At 69.1% G+C, this 26,533-nt stretch carries 24 protein-coding genes and 1 pseudogene; 5 read left to right on the top strand and 20 right to left on the bottom strand.

The genetic code is table 11. The features are described 5' to 3' along the window. The first annotated feature begins 44 nt into the window (after nt 1-44). Nucleotides 45-1,430 (top strand): amino acid permease, encoded by a 1,386-nt coding sequence (locus ACZ54P_RS33740; RefSeq protein WP_465465646.1) that lies wholly within the window; start codon nt 45-47, stop codon nt 1,428-1,430. A gap of 812 nt (nt 1,431-2,242) precedes the next feature. On the opposite strand, the gene ACZ54P_RS33735 is transcribed toward ACZ54P_RS33740, so the two are convergent. From ACZ54P_RS33735 to thyX, 6 genes are all read right to left on the bottom strand, one after another. Further along, nucleotides 2,243-3,058 carry a pentapeptide repeat-containing protein gene (locus ACZ54P_RS33735; protein ID WP_465465645.1) on the bottom strand — a complete coding sequence of 272 codons (816 nt, stop codon included), beginning with the start codon at nt 3,056-3,058 and terminating at the stop codon, nt 2,243-2,245. A gap of 73 nt (nt 3,059-3,131) precedes the next feature. Next, a complete protein-coding gene (locus ACZ54P_RS33730; RefSeq protein ID WP_465465671.1) occupies nt 3,132-4,820 on the bottom strand; it encodes a ribonuclease J in 1,689 nt (562 codons plus the stop codon). 5 nt (nt 4,821-4,825) lie between these two features. Continuing rightward, nucleotides 4,826-5,839: a 4-hydroxy-tetrahydrodipicolinate synthase gene (dapA, locus tag ACZ54P_RS33725; protein WP_465465644.1), complete on the bottom strand. Its 1,014-nt coding sequence runs from the start codon at nt 5,837-5,839 to the stop codon at nt 4,826-4,828. 101 nt (nt 5,840-5,940) lie between these two features. Next, nucleotides 5,941-7,440: a serine/threonine-protein kinase gene (locus ACZ54P_RS33720; RefSeq protein WP_465465643.1), complete on the bottom strand. Its 1,500-nt coding sequence runs from the start codon at nt 7,438-7,440 to the stop codon at nt 5,941-5,943. Nucleotides 7,441-7,522: 82 nt separating this feature from the next. Then, a complete protein-coding gene (locus ACZ54P_RS33715) occupies nt 7,523-7,915 on the bottom strand; it encodes an ACT domain-containing protein (RefSeq protein ID WP_465465642.1) in 393 nt (130 codons plus the stop codon). Next, nucleotides 7,915-8,667: an FAD-dependent thymidylate synthase gene (gene thyX / locus ACZ54P_RS33710; protein WP_034312167.1), complete on the bottom strand. Its 753-nt coding sequence runs from the start codon at nt 8,665-8,667 to the stop codon at nt 7,915-7,917. Before thyX ends, ACZ54P_RS33715 begins: the two co-directional genes overlap by 1 nt. A 133-nt stretch (nt 8,668-8,800) precedes the next feature. On the opposite strand from thyX, the gene ACZ54P_RS33705 reads away from it, so the two are divergent. Both ACZ54P_RS33705 and ACZ54P_RS33700 read left to right on the top strand, forming a co-directional pair. Further along, nucleotides 8,801-9,325, top strand: coding sequence for a toxin-antitoxin system HicB family antitoxin (locus ACZ54P_RS33705; protein ID WP_465465641.1), 525 nt, complete (start codon nt 8,801-8,803; stop codon nt 9,323-9,325). A gap of 11 nt (nt 9,326-9,336) precedes the next feature. Then, nucleotides 9,337-10,245, top strand: coding sequence for a DUF4097 family beta strand repeat-containing protein (locus ACZ54P_RS33700; RefSeq protein WP_465465640.1), 909 nt, complete (start codon nt 9,337-9,339; stop codon nt 10,243-10,245). Nucleotides 10,246-10,439: 194 nt separating this feature from the next. Here the strand turns inward: ACZ54P_RS33700 and ACZ54P_RS33695 are convergent, their stop codons facing one another. Further along, nucleotides 10,440-11,660, bottom strand: coding sequence for a winged helix-turn-helix domain-containing protein (locus tag ACZ54P_RS33695; protein WP_465465639.1), 1,221 nt, complete (start codon nt 11,658-11,660; stop codon nt 10,440-10,442). Between the two features lie 59 nt (nt 11,661-11,719). Between ACZ54P_RS33695 and ACZ54P_RS33690 the strand changes: the two genes are divergently transcribed. Then, a complete protein-coding gene (locus ACZ54P_RS33690; protein ID WP_465465638.1) occupies nt 11,720-12,280 on the top strand; it encodes a GNAT family N-acetyltransferase in 561 nt (186 codons plus the stop codon). A 66-nt stretch (nt 12,281-12,346) separates the two neighbouring features. On the opposite strand, the pseudogene ACZ54P_RS33685 reads toward ACZ54P_RS33690, so the two are convergent. Next, nucleotides 12,347-12,649, bottom strand: a pseudogene (locus tag ACZ54P_RS33685) (GtrA family protein); the annotation flags it as partial. A gap of 254 nt (nt 12,650-12,903) precedes the next feature. Between ACZ54P_RS33685 and ACZ54P_RS33680 the strand changes: the two are divergent. Beyond that, entirely contained in the window at nt 12,904-13,425 is a 522-nt protein-coding gene (locus ACZ54P_RS33680) for a YqaA family protein (protein WP_465465637.1), read from the top strand. Nucleotides 13,426-13,482: 57 nt separating this feature from the next. On the opposite strand, the gene ACZ54P_RS33675 is transcribed toward ACZ54P_RS33680, so the two are convergent. From ACZ54P_RS33675 to ACZ54P_RS33620, 12 genes are all read right to left on the bottom strand, one after another. Continuing rightward, entirely contained in the window at nt 13,483-13,932 is a 450-nt protein-coding gene (locus tag ACZ54P_RS33675; protein WP_465465636.1) for a tetratricopeptide repeat protein, read from the bottom strand. After that, nucleotides 13,929-14,675: a 4-hydroxy-tetrahydrodipicolinate reductase gene (dapB, locus tag ACZ54P_RS33670; protein WP_465465635.1), complete on the bottom strand. Its 747-nt coding sequence runs from the start codon at nt 14,673-14,675 to the stop codon at nt 13,929-13,931. The genes ACZ54P_RS33675 and dapB overlap by 4 nt, the downstream gene beginning before the upstream one ends. Further along, on the bottom strand, nt 14,672-16,039 hold the full coding sequence (locus ACZ54P_RS33665; protein WP_465465634.1) for a M16 family metallopeptidase: 1,368 nt from the start codon (nt 16,037-16,039) through the stop codon (nt 14,672-14,674). Before ACZ54P_RS33665 ends, dapB begins: the two co-directional genes overlap by 4 nt. A gap of 107 nt (nt 16,040-16,146) precedes the next feature. Further along, nucleotides 16,147-18,402: a polyribonucleotide nucleotidyltransferase gene (locus ACZ54P_RS33660; RefSeq protein WP_465465633.1), complete on the bottom strand. Its 2,256-nt coding sequence runs from the start codon at nt 18,400-18,402 to the stop codon at nt 16,147-16,149. Between the two features lie 252 nt (nt 18,403-18,654). Further along, nucleotides 18,655-18,924 carry a 30S ribosomal protein S15 gene (gene rpsO / locus ACZ54P_RS33655; RefSeq protein WP_003084034.1) on the bottom strand — a complete coding sequence of 90 codons (270 nt, stop codon included), beginning with the start codon at nt 18,922-18,924 and terminating at the stop codon, nt 18,655-18,657. A 128-nt stretch (nt 18,925-19,052) separates the two neighbouring features. Next, complete coding sequence (thpR, locus tag ACZ54P_RS33650) at nt 19,053-19,562, bottom strand: RNA 2',3'-cyclic phosphodiesterase (RefSeq protein WP_465465632.1); 510 nt, start codon at nt 19,560-19,562, stop codon at nt 19,053-19,055. Then, a complete protein-coding gene (locus ACZ54P_RS33645; protein WP_037304358.1) occupies nt 19,562-20,041 on the bottom strand; it encodes a helix-turn-helix domain-containing protein in 480 nt (159 codons plus the stop codon). Before ACZ54P_RS33645 ends, thpR begins: the two co-directional genes overlap by 1 nt. Nucleotides 20,042-20,155: 114 nt before the next feature. Beyond that, nucleotides 20,156-21,118 carry a bifunctional riboflavin kinase/FAD synthetase gene (locus tag ACZ54P_RS33640; protein WP_465465631.1) on the bottom strand — a complete coding sequence of 321 codons (963 nt, stop codon included), beginning with the start codon at nt 21,116-21,118 and terminating at the stop codon, nt 20,156-20,158. A gap of 215 nt (nt 21,119-21,333) precedes the next feature. Beyond that, complete coding sequence (truB, locus tag ACZ54P_RS33635) at nt 21,334-22,257, bottom strand: tRNA pseudouridine(55) synthase TruB (RefSeq protein WP_465465630.1); 924 nt, start codon at nt 22,255-22,257, stop codon at nt 21,334-21,336. Between the two features lie 29 nt (nt 22,258-22,286). Next, nucleotides 22,287-23,597: an MFS transporter gene (locus ACZ54P_RS33630; RefSeq protein WP_465465629.1), complete on the bottom strand. Its 1,311-nt coding sequence runs from the start codon at nt 23,595-23,597 to the stop codon at nt 22,287-22,289. Nucleotides 23,598-23,792: 195 nt separating this feature from the next. After that, nucleotides 23,793-25,115, bottom strand: coding sequence for an MATE family efflux transporter (locus ACZ54P_RS33625; RefSeq protein ID WP_465465628.1), 1,323 nt, complete (start codon nt 25,113-25,115; stop codon nt 23,793-23,795). A gap of 49 nt (nt 25,116-25,164) precedes the next feature. After that, nucleotides 25,165-26,355: a preprotein translocase subunit SecY gene (locus tag ACZ54P_RS33620; RefSeq protein ID WP_465465627.1), complete on the bottom strand. Its 1,191-nt coding sequence runs from the start codon at nt 26,353-26,355 to the stop codon at nt 25,165-25,167. Nucleotides 26,356-26,533: the final 178 nt, after the last annotated feature.

Here is a 26,533-nt window from a genome sequence, read left to right as displayed (position 1 = left end):
AATCCCGCGATCCGCCGCCACTGGAGACAGGAGGCCATCCGCGAATGGACGCCGAAACCTCTCCAGAGCGGACCACCGAACGCGACGGCCTCCGCCCGGACCTGCGGCAACGCCACGTCCGGATGATCGCGCTCGGTGGCATCATCGGCGCGAGCCTGTTCATCGGCAGCGGCGCCGTCATCCACACCGTCGGCCCGGCCGCCGTCCTCTCCTACGCCATCGGCGGCCTGATCGTCGTACTGGTGATGCGGATGCTCGGCGAAATGGCGACGGCCGCGCCGTCCCAAGGCTCCTTCATGGAGTACGCGCGGACCTCGCTCGGCGGCTGGGCGGGTTTCACCGTCGGCTGGCTGTACTGGTACTTCTGGGTCGGCGTGGTCGCGTTCGAGGCCGTCGCCGGGGCGAAGATCCTGCAAGCCTGGATTCCCGTTGTGCCGCAATGGATCTTCTCGCTCGTGCTGATGCTGCTGCTGACCGCGACCAACCTCGCCTCGGCCCGTTCGTTCGGGGAAACGGAGTTCTGGCTCGCGTCGGTCAAGATCGCCACGATCGTGGTGTTCCTGGTCGTCGGCATCCTGTTCGTCCTCGGCCTCTGGCCCAGCGGATCCTTCTCGGTCGGCAACATCGCGCAAGATGGTTTCGTCGCCAACGGCCCGTTTTCAGTGGTGCACGGTGTGGTGATCGTGATCTTCTCCTATTTCGGCGCGGAGATCGTCACCATCGCCGCCGCCGAATCCCGGGAGCCCGAAGCGGCCGTACGCAAGGCGACGTCGTCGATCGTGTGGCGGGTGATCGTGTTCTACGTCGGCTCGGTGACACTGCTGGTGATGATCACCGGCTGGCGCGACATCCCGACCACCACGAGCCCGTTCGCCGCCGCGTTCGGGCGGTTCGGCATTCCCGCCGCCGAGACCGTGGTCAGCGCGGTGGTGCTGACCGCCGTGCTGTCGGTGTTGAATTCCGGGCTGTACACGGCTTCGCGGATGCTGTTCGCGTTACGCGGCAACGGCTGGGCGCCGAAATGGATCGCGGACACGAACCGGCGCGGGGTGCCGTGGAAGGCGATCCTGGTGTCCACTTCGGTCGGTTACGTCGCCGTGGTGATGAACTTCGTGTCCCCCGACAAGATCTTCTACTTCATCATCAACTCCGCCGGCGCGGTCGCGTTGTTCGTCTACGCGATCATCGCCGGGTCGCAGCTGCGGATGCGGCGCCGTCTGGAAGCCGAGGCACCGGAACGGCTGAAGCTGCGCATGTGGGGTTATCCGTGGCTGAGCTGGCTCACGTTGGCCGGGACGCTGGCCGTGGTCGCGTCGATGCTGTTCGTGGACGCGGACACGCGGGCCCAGCTGTACCTGAGCTTGATCAGCCTCGCGGTGATCCTCGGCGTCTACTTCCTCCAGCGACGGCGGCTTGGCTCGACGTCGTGAGTGGCGATTCGCGTTCTTGAGGGATAAGGCAAGCGTGGCGTGCCCTGAAGGCTTCGATGCTGGAGCAGTGGTGTTCCCGCTGTGTCGCGAAAGCGGCCGCGGCTTCGAGAGAATGCGCCGTAGCGGTGTCGGCCACGCCTCTTCCTGCTCTTGGGTCAGGGTCCCGGCAAAGTCGCATACCTAGCCGGCCCGCTCTCGACTGTCCATAAGGGACACATGACGGGGAATTGATGCCCGCTTTGAGCGCTTTGCGCGATTTTGACGAGGGAATCGTGAGTGGCAAGGAGCGTTCTCTTGCGCGGTAAGGCAAACGTGGCGTGTTGCGTGCGGGGCTGCTCGCGCCGCGGCCGGATGTCCCCAATGTGGCATTGGGGACGCTGACCGTCTCCAATGCCACATGGGGGACATGCCGCCTCCCGATTGCCTGCTCACAGCGCCAGGGGTGACCAACCTTCCCCCCTCTCAAGGAGGTGTCGCGAAAACCGCTTCCGCAACACCAAGCCAGGCCCCAGGGCAGGCCAACTTGCCTTACCTCTCAAGATAGAAAGGGTTAGTGGGCAAAGGTGTCATGGTCGGCACCTATGCGGATCGTGTTCCCGCGAAGGCGACGCTCGCTGCTCGTGTCGCGAAAGCCACTTTCAGGACATGTGATGTCCCGAAAGTGGCTTTCGCGACACCCTCGGGACGCCACTGCCCAGTGCCGAAGCATGATGCCCAACGTCTCACAGACCCTCCCGAACACGACACCTTTGCCTTGCCGCTCGATAGAACCCGAATCGCCACTCCCGGCCCCATCGGCCACTGCGCCACGGTCAGACTGGTGGTCGCGGGTCGGTCGCCATCGGAATGAGCCGCGCCTGAGCGACCGGCGAGGTCGCCCAAGCACGCCACGACGGCGGCCACGAGTGCGCGGCGTCGGGCTGTTCCACCCGCGCGTCGGTGAAGTCGGCGTCTTGCTCGAACTGGGCGTCGGCGAACGTGGTCGTCCCGCTGAACATCGCGCCGATGAAGGTCGCATACCTGGGGAACGACGCGCCACGGAAGTCGGTGTCACCGGTGAAGGACGCCCTGTCGAAGTTCGCGTACGTCAGGAACCGGGCCCGGTGAAAGTCGCCGCGGACGATCAGGCTGTCCCGGAAGTTGGCGTCCTCGAGGACGGTGTCCGCGAAATCGGGTTCGACGAGCACCGCGTCCCGCAGGTTCAGCTCTTCGACATCCCAGAACTCGAAGGGCCGGGTCTCCCCCTCCGGCCACCTGAAGTGCCGCGTGAGCAGGTTCTGCGCGGCGCGCCGGACTTCGAGTTCTTCGTCGTCTTCGGACGGGTACAGGAAGGGCTTACGCAAATAGGCGCAAGTCATCTCGACGACGCTTTCCCTGACGTCGGTGTCTTCGCGCCCGTAGCGTTCCAGGATCGCGAAGCTTTCGAGGCGCTCCGCGGCGGCCTCGCTCTCCATCATGGCCTCGACGCGTTCCCAGTCGTCCCGGCGTAATCCCTCGGTCACCTTCTCGGGCTGGATCCGCCGGTCGCGGCGGACGCCCTCGATGATCATCCGGACGAGATAGACGGCGCCGATCCCGAGCGCCACCCCCGCCAGCGCGCCTATGACGTGTACCCCCACCATCACCATGCGGTGATTATGCGCGTGAAGGCCCCCTTCCCGCGGCTGATCCGAGGGAAGGGGGCCTTCACGCGCGATGAAGCTAGACGGGGATGACCGTCGGCACGATCATCGGACGGCGCCGGTAGGTGTCGGCGACCCAGCGGCCGACGACGCGGCGCACGGCCTGCGCGATGCGATGCGTGTCGGTGATGCCCTCGGCTTCGGTCCGCGCGAGTTCCATCTCGACCATCGGGAGCACGGCGTCGAGCGCCTTCGGATCGTCGGAGAATCCGCGTCCGGACACCGTCGGACGGGTCACCGCGCGACCCGTGCTGGTGTCCACGGCGACCGTGATCGCGATGAAGCCACCCTCACCGAGCACGAGCCTGTCGGACAGGGTCGACTCGCCGACGTCGCCGACCGACAGGCCGTCGACGTACACGTGTCCGACCTCGACCCGGCCGGTCCGCGAGGCCTTGCCGTCGACGAGATCGACCACGACGCCGTCTTCGGCGATGACCACGTTCTCCGGCGCGACACCGGTGCGCACGGCCAGTTCACCGTTGGCGACCAGGTGCTTCCACTCGCCGTGCACCGGCATGACGTTGCTGGGGCGCACCGCGTTGTACAGGTACAGCAGCTCGCCCGCCGACGCGTGGCCGGAGACGTGCACCTTGGCGTTGCCCTGGTGGACGACGTTCGCGCCGAGCCGGGTGAGGCCGTTGACGACGCCGAAGACGGCGGTCTCGTTGCCCGGGATCATCGAGCTGGCCAGCACGACGGTGTCCCCCGCGCGGATCGAGATCTGCCGGTGCTCGCCGCGCGCCATCCGCGACAGCGCCGACAGCGGCTCGCCCTGCGAACCGGTCGACACGAACAGCACCTTGCTCTCGGGCAGGTCGCTGGCCTGGTCGAGAGTGACCAGAAGGCCGTCCGGCACGTTGAGCAGGCCGAGGTCGGCGGCGATGCCCATGTTCCGGACCATCGACCGGCCGACGAAGGCGACGCGGCGGCCGTGCCGCGTGGCGGCGTCGAGCACCTGCTGCACGCGGTGCACGTGGCTCGCGAAACAGGCGACGATGACGCGCTGGTCGACCTTGCGGACGACGTCGTCGAGCACCGGGCCGATGTCGCGCTCCGGCATGACGAATCCGGGGACCTCGGCGTTGGTCGAGTCGACGCAGAACAGGTCCACGCCCTCGTCGCCGAGCCGGGAGAACCCGGCGAGGTCGGTCAGCCGCCCGTCGAGCGGGAGCTGGTCGAGCTTGATGTCGCCGGTGTGCAGCACGACACCCGCCGGGGTGCGGATGGCCACCGCGAGCGCGTCCGGGATCGAGTGGTTGACCGCGAAGAACTCCAGGTCGAAGTCGCCGACCTTGCGCCGCTCGCCCTCGCGGACCTCGATCAGGTTCGGTCGCTGGCGGTGCTCCTTGGCCTTGGCCGCGAGCAGCGCGTTCGTGAACCGCGAACCGTAGATCTTGAGGTCCGGGACGAGCCGCAGGAGGAACGGGACGGCGCCGATGTGGTCCTCGTGCCCGTGGGTGAGGACGAGGCCGTCGATGTCCTCCAAGCGGTCTTCGATCGCGCGGAAGTCGGGCAGGATCAGGTCGACCCCCGGCTGGTCGTCTTCGGGGAAGAGGACCCCGCAGTCGACGATCAGCAGACGGCCGCCGAATTCGAAGACGGTCATGTTGCGGCCGACTTCGCCGATTCCGCCGAGCGCGACCACGCGCAGGGCGCCTTCCGGCAGCGCGGGCGGCGGGGTGGTCGGTCCGGGTCCGGTTGACAATGAACTCACCGAGGCATGGTCCCTACGCTGGTATGTGAGGTCGGCGCCGTATAGGCCGCCGCTGAATCTGCTTGTGCCACCCGAGCACCATGCCAGTCGCTGACGGCGCTGTCGCCGAGCGGCACGCCACCCTGGGCGAGATCGGCGGAAATCGCCTGGAGCTGTTCGTCGCTCGCGGCCACGATGGGCAGCCGCGGGTCGCCGATGTCGAATCCGCGCAACCGCAGGGCCGCCTTCGAGAACGCGACGCCGCCGACACGGGACATCGCCCGCAGGACGGGCAGCATGCCGCGGTGGTTGGTGCGCGCGGTGGAGGTGTCGCCGGATTCGTAGGCGTCCATCATGCCGCGGATCCGGCCCGCGACGACGTGCCCGATCACGCTGACCACGCCGGTGCCGCCGACGGAGAGCCACGGGAGGTTGAGGCCGTCGTCGCCGGAGTAGTAGGCGAGCTGGGTGTTCGCGATGACTTCGGAGCCGGCGATCAGGTCGCCCTTGGCGTCCTTGACCGCGAGGATACGCGGGTGCTCGGCGAGCCTCAGCAGCGTGTCGACCTCGATAGGGACGATCGAACGCGGCGGGATGTCGTAGAGCATCACCGGCAGTTCGGTGGCGTCGGCGACCGTGGTGAAATGCGCGTAGAGCCCGGCCTGGCTGGGCCGCGAGTAGTACGGCGTGACGACGAGGATGCCGTGGGCACCGGCCGCTTCGGCCTGCTTCGCCTGCTCGATGCTGTGCGCGGTGTTGTTCGTGCCCGCCCCGGCGACGATCGTCGCGCGATCGCCGACGGCTTCGACGACGGCGCGGACCAGCTCGGTCTTCTCGGCGTCGGTCGTGGTGGGGCTTTCCCCGGTCGTGCCGTTCACGACAAGACCGTCGTTGCCCAGTTCCACGAGGTGTTCGGCCAGCTCCTGCGCCCGCTTCAGGTCCAGCGCGCCGTCGGCGTCGAAGGGGGTGGCCATCGCGGTGAGCACGCGCCCGAACGGTCTTCCCGGCGCTGCGGTAGGTGGAGTGGACATGCTGTGAAGGTACCTCCTGCGACCGTCCGACCCCTTGCCGACGTGGTCATTCCCGCCGATACGGGAGAATTTCCGGGGTGGAGCCGGACTCGGCGCAAACTCTATTTGACCTTGGTCGTGATCTGCGCCGGGATCTGGCTGCCGTCGGCCTTGGCGAGCAGGCAGAGGAACGCGCGCGAGTAGCTCGGGTCCTCCTTGTTGGGCGGCCGGTTCCATTCGGCTTCGGTCGGCACCACGGGACGCCAGATCAGCGTCGAACGCTGCGCCGCCGGGACCACGTTCGAAGTGAAGGTCGCCGAGCACAGCGACTCGGCGATCCGGTTGACCGCGTCCGCACCGGGATACACCGCGACCTGGGCGTCGTCGTCGGAATAGGACTGGACGTCGAGCAGGTTCCCCTTGGCGAAGATCTCCATCAGGTGATCCTTGTCGCAGCTGATCCCGTCGTTCAAATTGACGCCCTCTTTGAGCGGCACGTTGAAGCAGTCCCCGGACGAACCGAGTTTGACCTGGCCGTTGATGCCGTAGGTCAGCGTGGGCTGCGCCTGGTCGTTCCCCTCCGGCGCGGCCATCCAGCGGCCCAGGAAGATGCCGCCGACCAGGGCGGCGATCACGGCGACGGCGGCCAGGCTCAGCCACAGTGGACGCAGATCGCGCTTCGGCGGAGCGGGTGCGAGCCGGGTCATCGGCTGGCCGGGGTGCAGCATCGCCGTGCCGCCCGAGGGCGGGGTGGGCTGGGCCTGCACGCCCTGCGCGGCCGCGAGCAGGCTGCGCACCTGGTCGTACGACATCCGTGCTTCGGGTCTGGTGACCAGCAGGCCGAGGATCGCGGCGGCCAACGGGCCCTGGACCCTGGTCAGGTACGGGGCCTCGGTCATGATCGCGTGCAGCGTGGCCGCGGTGGTCGACCGTTCGAACGCGACGATGCCCTCGGCGGCGAAGAACAACGTCGTGCCCAGCGACCAGAGGTCGGACTCGGGCATCGCGTCGCGGCCTTCGACCCGTTCCGGCGCCATGAACGCGGGGGAGCCGACGATCATGCCGCTGGTGGTCAGGCGCGGGTCGTCGGCGGCGTGCGCGATGCCGAAGTCGGTGAGTTTCACCCGGCCGTCCGGCGAGACCATGATGTTCGCGGGTTTGACGTCGCGGTGCACGATCCCGGCGGCGTGCGCGGCCCGCAACGCCGACAGCACCCGCTCCCCCACCAGCGCGATCTGCTGGGCGGGCAGCGGTCCGCGGTCACGCACCAGGTCGGCCAGCGTCGGCGCCTCGACCAGCTCCATCACGATGTAGGTGGCGCTGTTCTCGGTGACGACGTCGTACACGGTGACGACGGCCGGGTCGTTGAGGCGCCCGGCGGAGCGGACCTCGCGCAGCATCCGCTCCGTCAGCACCGAAGCGTCCTCGGGGGCGTTCGGGAACTTCAGCTCCTTGATCGCCACCTGGCGGCCGATCACCTGATCCTGTGCGCGCCAGACGATGCCCATCCCACCGCGGCCGAGCTCGCCCAGCAGGGCGTATCGGCCGGCGATGATCCGCGCGCCGGAGGCCTGCTGGGGCTGCTGTGGCGGCCCGTACGGACGGGTCTGTTCGTCGGTCAAGGTTCGGTGCTCCTTCGGTTCACGCAGGATGCCAACTCGGACCCGTTCGCGCTCCGAAAGGTTCCTTCGCCGAGCTCGTGAATCAGACTGTGACCTCGTGCCCGGACTCCCGGAGCGCCTGCACCGCGCGTTCCAGCTCGGTAGCCCGGACCAGGACGTGGTCGGTGTCGAACGTGGACATCGAGAACAGCGCCACCCCGGCGGCGGCAAGTTCACTCGACAGCGCCGCGATGATGCCGGTCAGCGTGAACGCCAGCGGCCCGCGGACCGTCAGCAACCGCCAGCCGACCTCCACCGTGGCCCCGGCCGGTGCGAGACCGGCCGGGCAGATCACCGACAGCTCTTCGGGCGTCCGCGTGATGGAGATCAGCACGGGCTCGCCGGGGTCGAGCAGATTCGCCGGAACCGGCGCGTCCGGGGCGAGGCGGGCGACCGCGTACTCGCCTGGCCGGACGTCGATCGCGAGGCGCCGCATCAGCCCTCGAGAACCTTCGGGCTGGACGCGACCTCGGTGCCGTCGGGCAGCGCGGAGATGGTGAAGTCCGCGAACACGTTGCCCGAAGCCTTCTGCAGCTCGCGCAGGCACTCGATGGCCAGGGCGCGGATTTCGACGTCGGCGTGCTCGGTGGCGCGCATCGCGATGAAGTGCCGCCAGGCGCGGTAGTTGCCGGTGACCACGATGCGGGTCTCGGTCGCGTTCGGCAGCACGGCGCGCGCGGCCTGGCGGGCCTGCTTGCGGCGCAGGGTCGCGCTCGGCACGTCGGCGAACTTCTCCTCCAGCCCGGCGAGCAGCTCGGTGTAGGCGTCGACGGCGGCCTGCGAGGCGGCGAGGAACTTCGCGTGCAGCTCCGGGTCCTGCGCGATGACGTCGGGCTCGACGAAGGCGGCGTCGCGCTCCGGGACGTAGCGCTGGGAGAGCTGCGAGTAGGAAAAGTGCCGGTGACGGATCAACTCGTGCGTCAGCGACCGGGAGATCCCGGTGATGTAGAAGCTGACGGACCCGTGCTCCAGCACCGACAGGTGGCCCACGTCGATGATGTGCTCGAGGTAGCCGGCGTTGGTCGCCGTCTTCGGGTTCGGCTTCTTCCAGGACTGGTAGCAGGCCCGGCCCGCGAATTCGGCCAGTGCCTCACCACCGTCGGCGTCGGTCGACCACGGTACGTCCGACGGCGGGAAGAACTCCGTCTTCGCGATCAGTTGAACCTTGGGTGACACGGTCTCGGCCACGTTCGCACTCCTTTTCGACCCCTGCTCCACGACTCCGGGCAGCGTAACCGCAACCCGGTTCGACAGCGGGGCGACATCACGGTGACGTCATCGACTCCTTGACTGACATCACTTATGACGTCATAGTGGTGTCATGGATCTGACGCCGTACATCTCAAGCCTTCGCGAGGACCTCGCGAACACGGCTTCGGCCGGCGACGAGCAGACGCGGCGCGCTGCCGCGCTGCTGTCGTCGGCGCTGGAGCCCGCCGCCCGGCTGACCATCATGAACGCCCTCGCGGACCTGGCCGCCGAAGTGACCTCGGCGCTGCCGGGGCACGTCGTCGACGTCCGGCTCGACGGCCGCGACGTGCGCGTCGTCGTCACCGGCTCCGCCGAGAGCACCGAGCAGGCCCCGCCCCGCCAGGAAGCGCCACGGGAGACCCCGCGCGCGCCCAAGGTGGACACGGGCGACATCACCCGCATCACGCTACGCCTGTTCGAGCAGGTCAAGGGCCAGGCGGAAGCCGCGGCCGCCTCTCAAGGCGTTTCGCTGAACACGTTCGTCTCGCAGGCCGTCCAGGGCGCGCTGGGCAAGGGCGGCGGCGAGCACTGGCACCACAAACAGAAGCCGGGCGGCGGTGCCGGTTCCCACCTGCACGGCTGGGTCCAGGGCTGAGGGGGACGGAAATGACCGAGGAAAACACTTCCGCCGGTGAAGAGACCGTGCGCGTCGAGGAGTTCGAGGCCGAGGGCCCGATCGAGATCGATGTGAGCGTGGCTATCGGCCGGGTGAGGATCGAACTGACCGACGAGACCGGTGTCCGCGCCGAGGTCCGCCGCGACGGCGGCGAGCAGCAGCCGTGGGTGGACGGGATGACGAGCCTGCTCAGCTGGGTCGGAGAACGCTTCGGCGACCAGCTCGGCGGTTCGCCGGGGGCGTCGGCGGAGGACGCCGTGGCGCAGACGCGGGTCGAGAAGGTCGGCAACCGGCTCGTCGTCCAGGCGCCGAAGGCCTGGCAACTGAAGAACGTCCCGCTCGCGGTGACCGTCCGGGCACCCGCCGGTTCGCATCTGGAGGTGCGGGCCGGGGCGGCCGACGTCACGGTGTCCGGCGTCGCCGGGCGAGCCGACGTCATGACCGGGGCGGGCAAGGTCGGCCTGGAGCGGGCCGACGGTTCGGCGATCGTCCGCACCGGCACCGGCGACATCAAGCTCGGAGCGACCCAGTCCGGTCTGCAACTGCGCACCGGCAGCGGCTCGGTCGAGGCGTCCTCGCTGGGCGGTTCGGCCACGATCGCGACCGGTACGGGAGACGTCTGGCTCGGCGAGGTCGCGGGCGAGGTACTGGCACGCACCGGCAGCGGTGACCTCTCGGTGGCGGACGCCGCCTCCGGGGCACTGGAGCTGACCACCGGGTCCGGCGCGGTCCGGGTCGGGATCCGCGGCGGCGTGCACGCCGAAGTCGACCTTTCGTCGACGACCGGTTCGGTGTCGAGCGAGCTGGATGTCGCCGAAACCGCGCCTTCGGAGGTCTCGCTGAAGGTGCGGGCGCGGACCGGCACCGGCGACGCGGTGGTGACCAGCGCGGCCAGCTGAGGCTGCGGGCCGCAGGGGGATCGGGGGACCTTTGCTCTCAGTTTTCCACGGGGGTGGGAGCGAAGGTCCCTCGCTCGTTCCCGCAGAACCGGTTGCCCTGGTGACCGGCTGCTATGAAAGGTCCTTTCCTTGCAAATTTTGCAAGGAAAGGACCTTTCATAGCGCGAGCCGACCCAAACGACAGCGCGAGCCGCTCAGCGCACCAACCGGGAAAGCACCGGAGCGAGATCGCCCCGCTCCCCCACCGCGACCCCGTCCAGCCCCTGCCAGTCCGCCATCAGCCGCAGCTCGCCCGCCAGCTCACTCGCGACCCGCGCGACATCCACCCCTGGCTCGGCGAAAGCGCCCTGAACGCGAAGCACCCCGGCGGCTCGATCGCATTTGAGATCGACCCGGCCGACCAACTCACCGTCCAGCAGGAACGGGAACACGTAGTAGCCGTAGATCCGCTTCGGCTCGGGGACGTAGATCTCGATGCGGTAGAAGAAGTCGAAGATGCGCTCGGTACGGGCGCGTTCCCAGATCAGCGGGTCGAACGGTGACAGCAGCGCGCGGCCGGCGACCGACCTCGGCGCCTTCGCCGCGACGTGTCGGTAGGCGGGAGCGGCCCAGCCCTCCACGGTCACCGGCTCCAGCACGCCCGCCTCGACCAGTTCGGCCACCGCCCGTTTGCTGACGTCGGGGCCGAGCCGGTAGTAGTCCCGCAGATCCGGTTCGGTGCCGATGCCCAGCGCGACGGCCGAGCGGGTGATCAGTTCGCGGGCGCCCTCCTCCGGCGTCACCTGCCGCGACAGGATCTCCGGCGGCACCACGCGTTCGGTCAGGTCGTACAGCCGCTCGAACGACCGGCGCGTGCCGGTCGTCAGCTGCCCCACGCCGAACAGCCATTCGCACGCCTTCTTGACCTCGGAACGCTCCCACCACGAGCCGGGTTTCCGGCGCGCGCCATCGCTTTCCAGCGCCCGTTCGATGCCGCCCGCGCCGATCGGTCCCTGTTCCTTGACCACGGCGAGGATGTCGTCCACCAGACCGGGCGTCTGCTCCAGCACCCGCGCGTAGTTCGTCCACCAGCCCATGCGTTTCGCCCCGGACCGCAGCAGCGGCCAGTCCGCCACCGGCAGCAGACTCGCTTCGTGCGCCCAGGATTCGACCAGCATCCGGGGCTTGCGCGCGGAATGCGACCAGGCCGCGTCGTCCACCAGCGTGGGCTCGTACGCGCCGAGCCGGGAGAACAGCGGCATGTAGTGCGCGCGGACCGCGACGTTCACCGAATCCAGCTGCAGCAACTGGATCCGCGACAGCACGCGCTGCAGATGCCGCCTGCTCGCCGTTCCGCTCGGCCGCGCGTCGGCGAACCCCTGTGCGGCCAGCGCGATCCGGCGCGCGACCGGCCCGCTGATGGTCGTAGTGCTCATCATCGGAATGGTGCCATCCACCACCGACAGTTTTCCGCGGCACCGATAACCTGCGCACCATGGCCGTCGCCGAAGTCCGCCCCGCCGTCGTTTCCGACGCCGCCGAGATCGCCCGTATCCAACGCGAGACCTGGCGAAGCGCCTACACAGAGCTGCTTGGCGAAGCGGCCGTCGCCGAACTCGACGCCGTGGAACTCGAAAAGACCTGGGCCGAAACGATCGAGTACCCCGGCACACGTGTCTTCCTCGCCGTCGAAGGAGAGTTCGCCGTCGGTTTCTGCGTCGCCGGCCGGGCTCCGGAGAGCGAGGTGGCCGCCGCGGACGGTTCGCTGCCCGACGACGCCTCGACGACGGCGCTCATCGCCTCACTTCTGGTCGAGCCGCGTTGGGGACGGCGCGGGCACGCGGGGCGGCTGCTGGCGAACGCGTCCGCGTGGCTGCGCGAGGACGGCGCCACCCGCGGGATCAGCTGGGTGGCGCAGACCGATCACCCGTCACTGGGGTTCTTCCGCCGCGCGGGATGGTCCCCCGACGGGACCGTCCGCATCCTCGACACCGGAAGCACGAGCGTGCGCGAAGTCCGGCTCACCGGCGGCCTCGACCTCGAGCTCGCTCCCTGACTTCGCGAACACGATCCAGCGCATCACCGAGTACATGAAGACGCCTTCGCACGCCCCGGCGATGAGCCGGGACAGGCGGTAGTCGACGCCCAGCGCGGCCAGTCCCGCGCCGACGCCGAGCAGGAACGCCACGTAGTTGACGATGATCGCGACGACGTACAGCCCCGCCTGTCTGCCCACGGGCGCGTGCGAGCGGAAGTTCATGCCGCGGTTCAGCACGAAGCTCAGCCCGAACGCCGTCGCGTACGCGAGCGTGATGGCCAGCCACACCGGCAGGCCGAGCCAGCCCCGAAGCAGGGTCAGCAGAATGAGGTCGACCCCGAAGGTGAACCCGTTGATGAGCGCGAAACCGAGGAAACTCGGCGCCACCAGCCGGGAAAGCCCGAAGGGGAGGCGCCGGACCACGGCCGCGCAGAAGTCGGCGAAGCGATCCGCGAAACCCTTGCCGCGGACCGCGTCGTGCACGTCGGCCACGGCTTCAGCATGACAGCGGCAGGTGGCCGCGAGCCGACGGACAGGTGATCTTCTGGTGCGCCCCGGAAGCCGGGAACGGGGGTTATCCCCAGTGCGTCCTGTTTTTCAGCTGATAGCTTGGAGAGAACGAAGATAACGGGGAGGCAACGATGGTGGGCTGGTTGCTCCTGTCGTTCGGGGTCGCCTTCGGCTCCGCGATCCTCCCCATCGTCAGCGTCGAAATGTTCCTCATCGGCCTCTGCGCGAGCGAACCGACCTTGCCGTGGCTGCTGCTCGGCGCCGTCGTCGCCGCAGGTCAGGTGGGCGGGAAGACGCTCTACTACCTCGCCGCGCGCGGCAAGATCAAGCTGCCGAAACCACTGCACGACCGGCTCCACCGGGAGCGGCCGCCCACTCCGCGTCGCGAACGATGGCGGGCACGGACCAAGAAGATGCGTGCCCGGCTCGACGCCCTTCGCGAACGCTGCCACCGCCATCCGCAGTGGATGGCGGGCACCTACGGCGTCAGTTCGGTCATCGGCCTGCCGCCGTACATGGCCACGAGCGTGCTCGCGGGCCTGGTGAACATGCCGCTGGCGAGCTTCCTCGTCACCGGGTTCGTGGGCCGCTGGCTGCGGTTCAGCCTGCTGGCCGCGTCACCGGCGTTGTTCGCGGGCTGGTTCCCCTTGTGAGCACGAATATCGTGGTGCGCACCAGGACGGCCTTGCCTTGCCCACGCGTTTAGAGGACTAAGTGCGGGAAGCGGCTTCGAGTTCCACGGCGCGCCGCATCGTGGCGCGGGCCCGCTTCCGGTCCCCCGCGATCTCGTAGGCGTAGGCCAGCCGGTACCAGACGCGCCAGTTCTCCTGATCCGCCTCGACCTCGGCACGGCGCTCGTCGAACCAGGCGTCCGCGGCGTCGCGATCCACCCGGCCGGAAGGCCTCCGGGGCAGGTCGGACACGTCGGGCAGACCGCCTTCTTCGTCCAGCCGCCGCGAAAGCCGCTGGATCTGGACGCCGGAGCGCCAGGTGGTGACGATGATCCAGACCCCGAGCAGCGGCAGCAGCAGGACACCGACGCCGAAGATCACCGGCACCGTCGCGCCGGTGCGCACCAGCGCGATGCCCCGCCCCGCCAGGAGGACGACGTAGACGGCGAGCGCCGCCGTCATCACCAGGGCGAAGTTGCGGGCCCTCACAGGTCGAGGATGTTCTCGAGACCGACCGTGAGGCCGGGCCGCGTGCGCACCGAACGCACGCCGAGCAGCACACCCGGCATGAACGACGTGCGGTGCAGCGAGTCGTGCCGGATGGTCAGGGTCTCCCCTTCGCCGCCGAACAAGATCTCCTCGTGCGCCACCAGTCCGGGCAGCCGGACCGAGTGCACGCGGACGTCCTCGACGAGCGCGCCGCGGGCACCGTCCACTTCGGACGTCGTCGCGTCGTCGCCCGGTTCGAGTCCGGCCGCCGCGCGGGCCTCGCCGATCAGCCGCGCGGTGTGCGCCGCCGTTCCGGACGGCGCGTCGGCCTTGCGGTTGTGGTGCAGTTCGATGACCTCGGCCGAGTTGTAGAACCGCGCCGCCTGCTGAGCGAACCGCATCGCCAGCACCGCGCCGAGGGCGAAGTTCGGCGCGATGAGCACGCCGACCGACGGATCGGCGGCAAGCCACGAGCGCAGCTTCTCCAGCCGCTCCTCGCTGAAGCCGGTGGTGCCGACGACAGCGTGGATCCCGTTGCCCGTCAGGAATTCCAGGTTGTCCATCACCGCGTCGGGATGGGTGAAGTCGACGACGACCTCTGCCTGCTTGAGCGCCGAGAAGTCGTCCCCGGCGTCGAGCGCGGCGACGAGTTCCATGTCTTCGGCGCCGTTCACGGCACCGACCACTTCCTGGCCCATCCGGCCGCGTGCGCCCAGCACACCGACGCGAATTCCAGCGGTCATGATGCGATCACCTCGTGCAGATCGTCCGGCAGGTCGTCGGCGTGAGCGTACGGCCCGACCACCGCAGCCGCCGACACGCCACCAGGGCGGTGCAGCAGAGTGCGAGCGAGCGCACAGACCTCTTCGGTGGTGACGGCGTCGATCCGCGCCACCGTGTCGTCGACGCCGAGGTACCGGCCGTAGTTCAGTTCGTTCTTGCCGATCCGCGACATCCGCGACGAGGTGTCTTCCAGGCCGAGCACGAGCCCGCCCCGCAACTGCCCCTTCGCGCGCGCGACCTCGGCTTCGCTCAGGCCGTCCTTGCCGACGAGTTCGAGCACCTCGCGGATCACGCCGGCGACCTCGCCGAGCTTCTCGGGCTGGCAGCCCGCGTACACGGCCATGTGCCCGGTGTCGGCGTAGCTCGCGACGGACGAATACACCTGGTAGGCCAGCCCGCGCTTTTCGCGGACTTCCTGAAACAGGCGTGAACTCATCCCGCCGCCGAGCGCGGCGTTGAGCACCGACTGCGCGAACCGCCGGTCGTCGTGCCGAGACAGCGACCGCAGGCCGAGCATGACGTGGGCCTGCTCGGTGTCGTCGGTGTGCAGCGCGAGCTTCGGCACCATCGCGATCCGCGCGCGGCCCGACCGCGGCGGCACCGGGGTGGCCGTACCGGTCAGGCGGTTCCGCAAAGCCTTGCGCACCAAGCGAAGCGCCTGACCGTGCTCGATGTTCCCGGCGACGGCGAGCACCATCCGCGGCAGGGTGTAGCGGCGCCGGTAGAACCCGCGCAACGCCGACGCGGACATCTCCACGATGGACTTCTCGCTGCCGAGCACGGGACGGCCCAGCGGATGTTCGCCGAGGATCGCGCCGACGAACGTCTCGTGCAGCAGGTCCTCGGGGTCGTCGTCACGCATCGAGATCTCTTCGAGCACGACACTGCGCTCGGTCTCGACGTCGGAGTCCGTGCACAGCGCCTCGAACACCACATCGGTCACGAGGTCCATCGCGAGCGGCAGGTCCTCGTCGAGCACCTGCGCGTAGTAGCAGGTGTGCTCCTTCGCGGTGAACGCGTTGAACTCGCCGCCGACCGCGTCGATCTCCTCGGCGATCTGGGTGGCGTCGCGGTTCTTGGTGCCCTTGAACAGCAGATGTTCGAGGTAGTGCGCGGCACCTTCGACCGACGCCGGCTCGTCGCGCGATCCGACGCCGACCCACAGCCCGACCGTCACCGACCGGGACGCGGGCACGTGCTCGGTGATCACCCGGAGGCCACCGGCCAGCACGCTGCGCTTGACCACCGCACCATCCGAAGTGGACTCGAGCGTACGGGTGCTGCCGACGGGCTGCTCGTGCCCGGCTGTGCTTGATCGCGCCAACGGATCCCTTACTCGCAGGTCAGGAAAGGGCCGTTCAGGACCCGCTTTGAAGCGGCTGCGCGTCCCGAACGACCCTTTCCTGGCGTTTCACATCGATCTGGCCGGACCTACTGGGCGTCGGCCTTCGGAGCGTCGGCCTTCTCGCCTTCGGCCGCCTTGGCGTCCGCCGTGTCCTCTTCCTGGACCACGATCAGGCTGATCTTGCCGCGGTTGTCGATGTCGGCGATCTCGACGCGGAGCTTGTCGCCCACGTTGACCACGTCCTCGACCTTGGCGATCCGCTTGCCGTTGCCCAGCTTCGAGATGTGCACCAGGCCGTCCTTGCCCGGCAGCAGCGAGACGAACGCGCCGAACGCGGCCGTCTTCACCACGGTGCCGAGGAAGCGCTCGCCGACCTTGGGCAGCTGCGGGTTGGCGATGGCGTTGATCTTGTCGATCGCCGCCTCCGCCGACGGGCCGTCGGCCGCGCCCACGTAGATCGTGCCGTCGTCCTCGATGGAGATGTCGGCGCCGGTCTCCTCGGTGATCGAGTTGATCATCTTGCCCTTCGGGCCGATGACCTCGCCGATCTTGTCCACCGGGATCTTCACGCTGGTGACACGCGGGGCGAACGGGCTCATCTCGTCCGGAGCGTCGATCGCCTCGGCGATGACCTCGAGGATGGTGAGGCGAGCGTCCTTCGCCTGCTTCAGCGCGGCACCGAGGACCTCCGACGGGATGCCGTCGAGCTTGGTGTCGAGCTGGAGCGCGGTGATGATGTCCTTGGTGCCGGCGACCTTGAAGTCCATGTCGCCCATGGCGTCTTCGGCACCGAGGATGTCGGTCAGCGCGACGTAGCGGGTCTCACCGTCGACCTCGTCGGAGATGAGGCCCATGGCGATGCCGGCGACCGGCGCCTTCAGCGGGACACCCGCGTTCAGCAGGGCCATGGTCGAGGCACAGACCGAGCCCATCGAGGTGGAGCCGTTGGAGCCCAGCGCCTCGGAGACCTGGCGGATCGCGTACGGGAACTCGTCCCGCTTCGGCAGGACCGGGACCAGGGCGCGCTCGGCGAGCATGCCGTGGCCGATCTCGCGCCGCTTCGGCGAACCGACGCGGCCGGTCTCGCCGGTGGAGAACGGCGGGAAGTTGTAGTGGTGCAGGTACCGCTTCGTGGTCTCCGGGGAGAGCGAGTCGATCTGCTGCTCCATGCGGAGCATGTTCAGTGTGGTGACGCCCAGGATCTGGGTCTCACCGCGCTCGAACAGCGCGGAACCGTGCGCCCGCGGGATCACGGCGACCTCGGCGGCGAGCGACCGGATGTCGGTCAGGCCGCGGCCGTCCATGCGGATCTTGTCCGTGAGGACGCGCTTGCGCATGATCTTCTTCGACAGGGCCTTGAACGCCGCGCCGATCTCCTTCTCACGGCCCTGGAAGGCTTCGCCCTCGCCGAGGCCGACCTTCTCCAGCACCGCGGCCTTGACCTGGTCGGTCGCGTTGTCGCGATCCTGCTTGCCCGCGATGGTCAGCGCGTTCGCGAGGTCGTCGGTCGCGATCGCGGCGACGGCGTCGAAGGCGTCCTGCTCGTAGGCGAGGAAGACCGGGAACTCGCCGGTCGGCTTGGCGGCGACGTCGGCCAGCTGCTGCTGGGCCTCGCACAGCACCTTGATGAACGGCTTCGAGGCCTCGAGGCCCTCGGCGACGGCGATCTCGTCGGGCGCCTTGCCACCGGCGGCGATCAGGTCGAGCGTGTGCTCGGTGCCCTCGGCCTCGACCATCATGATGGCGACGTCGTCACCGACGATGCGGCCGGCGACCACCATGTTGAAGGTGGCCTCTTCCAGCTGCTTCCAGGTCGGGAACGCGACCCACTGGCCCTCGATCAGCGCGACGCGGACGCCGCCGACCGGACCGGAGAACGGCAGCCCGGCGATCTGGGTCGAGGCCGAAGCCGCGTTGATCGCGAGCACGTCGTACGGGTCGTCCGGGTTGAGGCTCTGGACGGTGATGACGACCTGGATCTCGTTGCGGAGACCGTCGGCGAACGACGGGCGCAGCGGCCGGTCGATCAGGCGGCAGGTGAGGATCGCGTCGGTCGACGGGCGGCCCTCACGGCGGAAGAACGCGCCGGGGATGCGTCCGGCGGCGTACATCCGCTCCTCGACGTCCACGGTCAGCGGGAAAAAGTCGAAGTGGTCCTTCGGGTGCTTCGACGCGGTGGTCGCCGAGAGCAGCATGGTCTCTTCGTCGAGGTACGCGACGACGGAACCGGCGGCCTGACGGGCCAGACGGCCGGTCTCGAAGCGGACGGTGCGAGTGCCGAAACGGCCGTTGTCGATCACGGCTTCGGTTTCGTGCACGGTGACTCCGGTGGAGTCGGTCATAGGGTGTATCTCCTCTTTTGTTCCTCTGTAATGACGCGAGTCTCCCACCCTGGGACCTGTTTCGCCTGCGGACGCTCGAGAAGTGAGGCCGGTCTTCGATCGAAGCCCCCGGGCCGTTACCCGGGAACCACTACCGAGGACCGGCGGACGGATCCTCGTGCGCGCTCGCGCCATGCCTCTCACATGGAGAGGACGTTCTGTTCTTAAGCCGAGGGGGAGCGACCGCTGTGGCCACTCCCCCTCGGGTTCAAGCTATCGGCGGAGGCCGAGACGCTGGATCAGCGCCCGGTATCGCTCGATGTCCACCTTCATCACGTAGTTCAGCAGCCGGCGGCGGCGGCCGACCAGCAGCAGAAGCCCGCGACGGGAGTGGTGGTCGTGCTTGTGAGCCTTGAGGTGCTCGGTGAGGCCGACGATGCGCTTGGTCAGCAGCGCGACCTGGGCCTCGGGGGATCCGGTGTCCGAGTCGTGCACGCCGTACTCGGCAAGGATCGACTTCTTTTCTTCGGTGGACAACGCCACTGTGGTGCTCCTAGATACTCTGTGCCGTGCGGCCCGGACGCTGCTTCACGCCGGGTGAGACGGTCGCGGCCGCCACGGACTGCAGCCGGACCCGATCATCGAGGTTACCAGCCTCGTGATCAGCGGCTTCAGGCGCGGGCGCGCTTCAGCTCGTACGACCGGATCACCCGGTAGTGCGACGCGCCCTGCTCACGGTCACTGCGGATCAAGACGGCTTCGGTGGCCGTCCAAGTTCTGCTGGTGAACCCGGCCAGCCGCTCCTCCCACGCGCTCGCGGCCCTCGGCCGGTCGCGGGGAAAGCGGGCCACTGTGAGGTGGGCCGTGTACGGCCTGCCCTCGTCCTCCGCGCCCGCCTTGACGGCCAGCTCGTGGAGCCCGGTTCCGGTGACACTCAACCACAGCACCCCGGGGAATGTCGCGGCCTTTTCCAGCCGGACGTCGATCGCGGTCGCGTCCGCCAGCCGTCCGGCGAGCCGGCCAGCGCGTTCTTCAACGTCGTCCTCACCGTAAAAACCGAGAGTGACGTGCCAGTATTCCCGCGGCGACCAGCGGAGATCACCGTCTCCGGGTGCCCCCAGCGCCGTCGCGATCTCGTCGAGGACGTCGTCCGGCGGGATCAGGGCACTGAAGAGGTTCATCAGGAGTTCTTGGCCGCCCGGCGCAGCAGGTCCGCCAGAGCGGGGAAATCGTCGTCGAGCAGCTTCGCGGCTTCGGTGAGGTCTTCGTCCTCGCCGATGTCGCGCAAGGCCACGAGCACACCCTGGTCATCGGCGACGGCGCCGACCGGGATGCTGTCCCTGCCCACCGTCGGCCGCGAATCGCGGACATCTTCCAGGGCCTCCTGCATGGCCTTCCGGTCCCCCGCGGCGACCGCCGGGACCAGCACCTTGCGCTCCAGCATGATCATCTTCGCGAGCACGACCGGGTTGCCGATCTTCGCGCGGCGCCCGCTCATCACCTGACTGAGCATGGGCGCGCTGATCCCGAGCACCTCGGCGAGGAAGGCCTGGGAGATGTCGAACGCGACGACCAGTCTCCGCACGCGATCGCCGAGCGGCTCCCCGTACCACTCCCTCTGCAGCGCGATGTTCCGCTGGACGATCTTGTGGTCCTCCACCTGGTCCGCTCCCCTAACCCCATCCAACGCCACCTGTGGTCTGTGACATCTTGCCACCGGGACGCACCGTGACGGGCGTGTTCGTACATTCTCACCGGCCTCGGCCGGGGCCGGTCAGTCCTGCTCGCCCAGCAGTTCCCTGGTACGGAGGACGTCGTCGTCGATCTGCTTCACCAGACCTTCCGACGTCGGGAACCGGACCTGGTCCCGCAGCTTGGCGACGAAATCGAGCGAAACGTGCTGCCCGTAGAAGTCCTCGTCGATGTCGAGGACGAAAGCCTCGACAGTGCGCTCACGCCCGGAGAACGTCGGGTTGGTCCCGACCGACACCGCGGCGCGCAGCCGGCGGCCGGGATCCGACGAACGGGTGAACCAAGCGCCGTAGACCCCATCGGCGGGCACCGCGGCGAAGCGCGGCGTCGACAGGTTCGCCGTCGGATAGCCGAGGTCGTGGCCCCGCCCGTCGCCCCGGACGACGATGCCCTCCAGCCGGTGCGGCCTGCCGAGCGCCTCGGCCGCCGCGACGACGTCACCGGCGTCGATGCACGAGCGGACGTAGGTCGAGGAGAAAGTGATCTCGTTCTCCGTCTGCTGCCGCGCGAGCAGTCCTTGCAGTTCCGCGCCGTGCGCCACGAAGCCGAACCGCTTCCCCAGGGTGCGCAGGAGGGTGACGTCACCGGCGGCCTTGGCGCCGAAGGTGAAGTTCTCCCCCACGATCACCGCGGCCGCGTGCAGCTTGTCCACCAGCACCTCGTGCACGAACTCGTGCGCGGTCAGGCGCGACAGTTCCAGCGTGAACGGCAGTACGCAGAAGACGTCGACGCCCAGGCCCTCGACCAGTTCCGCCTTGCGGCGCAACGTGGTCAGCTGCGCGGGATGGCTGCCCGGGCGGATCACCTCCGACGGATGCGGGTCGAAGGTCAGCACCACGCTCGGGACGCCGCGTTCGGCGGCGGCACGGACCGTCCTCGAGATCAGCTCCTGATGCCCGCGGTGGACGCCGTCGAAGACGCCGATCGTCACCACGCACCGTCCCCAGCTCCCGGGAAGGTCACCCAAACCACGCCAACGCTGCACTTGTGCCCCGTCTCCTCCGGCCTGTTTCGTGCACCACCCTAAGTGCCTGTTGGCGGAGCTGAGGAGGTACCCCGGAAAGGGATCCGACGCGTGAACCCGCCCCGGCCGAAGGCCCCGCTATCGCGGTGGCAGGACGCCTCACCCGCCACCGTGACGTGGACGCCCGGAGTGCGTCCTGCCGACGTCGATCGCGGACGCCGGTTCACCGCCAGGCATCAAGCGGGCAGCAACACGACCACCGAGCGGGCCAGTTCGCCCTCGTCCGCGGCGAGTGCGAGTACCCGGCCGTCCGGTCCGAACATGCCGTACGTTCCCTCGATCCCGGCCGCGGGCACCCTCTGTCCATAGCGGACCGCCTGGGCCGCGCGGGCGTCCAGATCGCGGCGCGGGAACGCGGCGGCGACGGCGGCGTCGAGGTCCAGTGACAGCTCCGGTTGTTCCTCGAGCTGCTCGAGGGTGCGCGCCTTGGCGAGGGTGAACGGCCCGACCGTGGTGCGCCGCAACGCGAGCAGATGCCCGCCGACGCCGAGTCCGGCGCCGAGATCGCGGGCCAGCGCCCGCACGTAGGTCCCGGACGAACACTCGACGATGGCGTCGAGTTCGATCCGGCCGGCCTCGCGGCGGGTGGCGAGCAGGTCGAACCGGTGCACGGTGACCGGACGCGGCGGGATGACGACCTCTTCGCCGGCGCGGACCCGGGCGTAGGCGCGCTTCCCGTCGATCTTGACCGCGCTGACCGCGCTCGGCACCTGCTGGATGTCACCGGACAACGCGGCGATCCCGGCGGCGATGGCGTCGTCGGTGATCTTCTCGACGGTTTCCGGGGCGGCTTCGGCGATCGGCTCGCCCTCGGCGTCGTCGGTCGTGGTGGACAGTCCCAAGGAGAGGGTCGCGAGATAGGTCTTGCGGTCCAGCGCCAGATGGCCGAGGAGTTTCGTCGCACGTTCGATGCCGAGCACCAGGACGCCGGTGGCCATCGGGTCCAGGGTGCCGGCGTGCCCGACCTTGCGGGTGCCCATGAAGCGCCGCGCCCTGGCGACGACGTCGTGGGAGGTCATCCCGGACGGCTTGTCGACGATGACGAGACCGGGCGGCGGAGCGGGACGTTTCTTGGCTTGAGCCTGATTGGGGCGCGACACGCGCCGAACCCTATCTTTCGGGTCCTCGCCTAGGACGAGACGGGCAGTGACGCTTCGGCGTCCCAACGCCGTCGCCGGATCTGCACCGGGATCTCCTCGCCGCGGGCTTCGGCCTCGAACAGGGTGGCGCGGGTGCGCCGCCACCACACGAGCATCCGGAAGGTGCCCAGCGCGAGCACCGCGACGACCGACAGCAGCGCCGGCCGGAACGCGCCGCCGGTCCACTCCAGCAGTACCCCGACCGCGAGCGCCGAGACCGTCGTCGCCACGAACCCGCCGACGTTCACGACGCCGGTCGCGGTGCCGACGCGCGCGAGCGGGTTGTAGTCCCGTGCCAGCGCGAACCCGATCATCGACGCGGGGCCGCCGAGGGAAAGGAACGCGAACACGGGGACCAGGACGGCGACGGGGATCGTCCCGCTCCAGCCGAGCAGGATCGCCCACATCACCGCGGCACCGGCGATGTACCCGCCGACCAGCGGCATCCGCAGCGACGGGCGCCGTCCGATCAGGCCGCCGACGACCGGGCCGCCGATCATCGAGCCGAAGACAAAGACGATCAGCAGCGAACTCGCGGTGGCTTTCGGAACGCCCTGTCCCTGCACCAGGAACGGGACACCCCACAGCATGGTCAGCACGTTGGGCGCGAACATCGTGCTGAAGTGGACCCAGAAGCCCAGCCGGGTCCCCGGCGTGCGCCACGCCTCGGCGACCTGACGGCCGAGCACCTTCGGAGGCACCTTTTCGCGTACGGGCTCCGGCTCGCCGCGCGGATTGTCTTCGACGCGGAGCGCGACGACGGCGGTGTACAGCGCGGTCACAAGACCGACGACGAGGAACGTCGGCGTCCAGCCCGCGTCGTCGAGCAACAGGCTGAGCGGGAGGGTCGCGGCGAGGTTGCCGACGTAGCCGATGGCCGAGGTGAGGGTGGCGATCAGGGCGTAGTGGCGGCCGGGGAAATGCGCGGCGATCAGCCGCAGGACGCTCACGAAGGTCAGCGCGTCACCGAAGCCGAGGACGGCGCGGGCGAGCAGGCCGAGCGGGTAGGAATCGGCGACCGCGAGCAGGATCTGGCCGAGACCGAGGAAGAACACGGCGCCGGTGAGTACGCGGCGCGGGCCATAGCGGTCGACGAGGACGCCGGTGGGGATCTGCATCGCGGCGTACACGCCGACCTGAAGGACGGTGAAGGTGCCGAGCGCGGCCGCGCCGACGCCGAAGCGGTCGGCGGCCTGCAGCCCGGCGACGCCGAACGACGTCCGGTGGAAGACGGCGAGCAGGTAGACGGTGACGGCGGCCGACCAGATGAACCAGGACCGGCGGGTGGCTCGGCCTGTCACGGTGGTTCCTCCTAGGAAAGGACTTTCGGGCAAGAACAGGCGCCCGCACTGCCGCCTCACTAGTTGTATCGCCTAAGCAACGGCGGAACATACCCGTCACCCCGGTGGTTTTCGCCACAGCGAGCGCCCCGCCCCCACTCCGCATTTAGTCCTCTAAACGCGGTAGTCGCACACGCAAGGACCGCATTTAGAGGACTAAACGCGCTCGGCGCCCACCACCGCCCAGCGCCCCGAGCGCCACCGCACCAGCAAGGTCGCCAGCCGCAGCACCATGAACAACGAGAGCCCCGTCCAGATCCCGGCCAACCCCCACCCGAACGCGAGCGAGAGCCAGATCAGCGGCAGGAAGCCCAGCGCCGCGCTCAGCAGCGTCGCGTTGCGCAGGAACGCGGCGTCGCCCGCGCCGAGCAGGACGCCGTCCAGCGCGAACACCACCCCGGCTATCGGTTGCAGGGCGACGAAGAACCACCACGCGTGCGGGATCTCGCCGAGCACGCTCGCGTCCGAAGTGAACACCTGCGGCAGCACCCCGGCCAGCGACGCGAACACGACCCCGAGGAAGCAGCCGAAAACCAGGCCGTAGACGGTGATCTGACTCGACACGCCCCGCGCCCGTTTGCTCGCCCCGGCGCCGAGCGCGGCTCCCACGAGCGACTGCGCCGCGATCGCCAGCGAGTCCAGTACGAGCGCCAAGAACGTCCACAGCTGCAGCACGACCTGGTGCGCGCCGACCGCTCCGGTGGAGGTCCGGGCGGCGACCGCGGCGGCGGAGACGAAACACGCCTGGAAGGCGAGACTGCGCAGGACCAGGTCCCGGCCGAGGCCGAGCTGGGCGCGCATCACCTTCGGCTCCGGCCGCAGCGGGACCCGTTCCCGCACCAGGGCCACGAGGAACAGCGACGCCGAGATCACCTGCGCGACGACGTTCGCGATCGCCGAACCTTCCAGCCCCCAGTCCGCGCCGTACACCAGCACCGGGCACAGCACGGCGGAGATCCCGTTGCCCGCCAGGACATAGCGCAACGGTTTCGCGGAATCCTGCACGCCGCGCATCCAGCCGTTGCCCGCCATCGTGATCAGGATGAACGGCGTGCCGAACAACGCGATCCGCAGCCAGGAGACGGCGGCGCCGGTGATCGCGGCGTCCCCCGACAGCACCCGGGCGATCGGCCCGGCCAGCAACTGCCCGGCGACGATCACGACCAGTCCGACGATCACCGCCAGCCAGGTCGCCTGGACACCTTCGCTGACCGCCTCACCGCGACGTCCCGCGCCGTGCAGCCGCGCCGTCCGCGCCGTGGTGCCGTAGGACAGGAACGTCAGCTGGCTCGAAACCTGCGACAGCACGACACCACCGACGGCGAGCCCGGCCAGCGGCAGAGCGCCGAGATGCCCCACGACGGCCGTGTCCACCAGGACGTACAACGGCTCGGCCGCGAGCACACCGAGGGCGGGTACGGCGAGCCCGAGAACGCGTTTCGGCGGGACGCGCTCGTCGACTGTGGAAGCTTCAGACACCCCTGGAGACTAAAGGTCTGGTACGACAGTCCCAGCCGCCGGGAACGGCTCAGCGGAGGAACGGCTCATAGCGCCGTTGAAGGCGCAGTGACTGGGCCTGCCGTGTGGTGTCGAGGGTGACGCTGACGAGGAAGACGAGGACCACTTGGAGGGTCACTCCGGCGAGGGGAAGCCTCGGGCTCACGTCCAGCAGGGCCAACCCGGTGACCGGGATCAGCGCGACCACTCCCGAGCAGAACGCTCCGAAACCGATGATCCGGCGGTTGACATAGTCGAGGTATTCGGCGGTCCAGGTTCCCGGCCGGATTCCGGGGACGAAACCACCCACCCGCACCAGTTCGGCGGCCACCTTGTCCATGTCCTGCGTCACGGCCGCTCTGCTGAAGGCGAAGAGACAGACGAGGACGAAGTAGACCGCGATCCGTCCGGGATTTCCTTCGTCGCGCAGCCACGCCAGCCAGTCTGCGCCAGGCCAGAGGATCGGCAGGGACAGCAAGACGGCGGCGAAGACGGCCGGGCCGTTCGCTTGGGGGAACCGAAGAGGGATGTAGGACGGGGTTCCGCCGTAGACACGCCTGCCGATCATCCGCTTGGCGTGCTGCACCGGGACGCGGCGTTGCCCCTGCGCGACGACGATCGTGATCACCGTGACCGACAGCGTCACCACGGCCATGACCACGATGGCGGCCCAGCCCTTTCGTTCGTACAGCCGCAGGAACTCCGACGGCAGCACCGCCAGAACCTGCACGAGCAACAGGATCCGGACGCCGTCACCGAACCCCCGGTCGGTGAGCACCTCGGCCAGCCGCATGACCAGCGCGGTGCCGGCCGTCAGGCACGCCACGGCGACGACTGTGCCGAGCACCTCCTGACCGCGGAACCCGAGCACCCCGATGGCACCCAGCAGACCGAGCACGACGGTGAGCCGTCGCCGGTACCGCGTCAGCACCCGGGCTCCGGCTGCACCTTCGGCCCGGAGCGCGGCCAGCCGCGGGATCAGCACGATCAGCCCCCGCAGGACCGGCGGCGCGGCCAGGCAGGGAAGGACACCGAACGCGAACACCGGCAGCGTGGACAGGCCGCCACCGGTGAGGAGGTCGAGGAGCCAGCGCAGCGGGTGAGCGGCTTCCGGCGCGCGGACGGTCACGTGGGGAATGGGCAGGCTTTGGCCCAGCCGGAACAGCACGATCACGCCCAGCGTGACCAGGATCCGGCGGCGAAGGGGAGAGTGGGCGTTCATCGTGGAGATCACGGTAGGGACGACGGATGAAATTCCGATGACACCGCCGCCCGGTGGTCGTGGGGGGGGGGTTGGGGTGGGAACCGAAGCGCCCCCCCCGACCACCCCCCCTCCCAGGTCGAGGAGAAGGGTCCTCGAGAGGGTATCCTTTCATCCTTCTAGTACCCCTCCCCCTCTT

The sequence above is a fragment of the Amycolatopsis sp. NPDC034160 genome (assembly GCF_055575355.1).
This window is presented reverse-complemented; position numbering and strand designations above follow the sequence as displayed.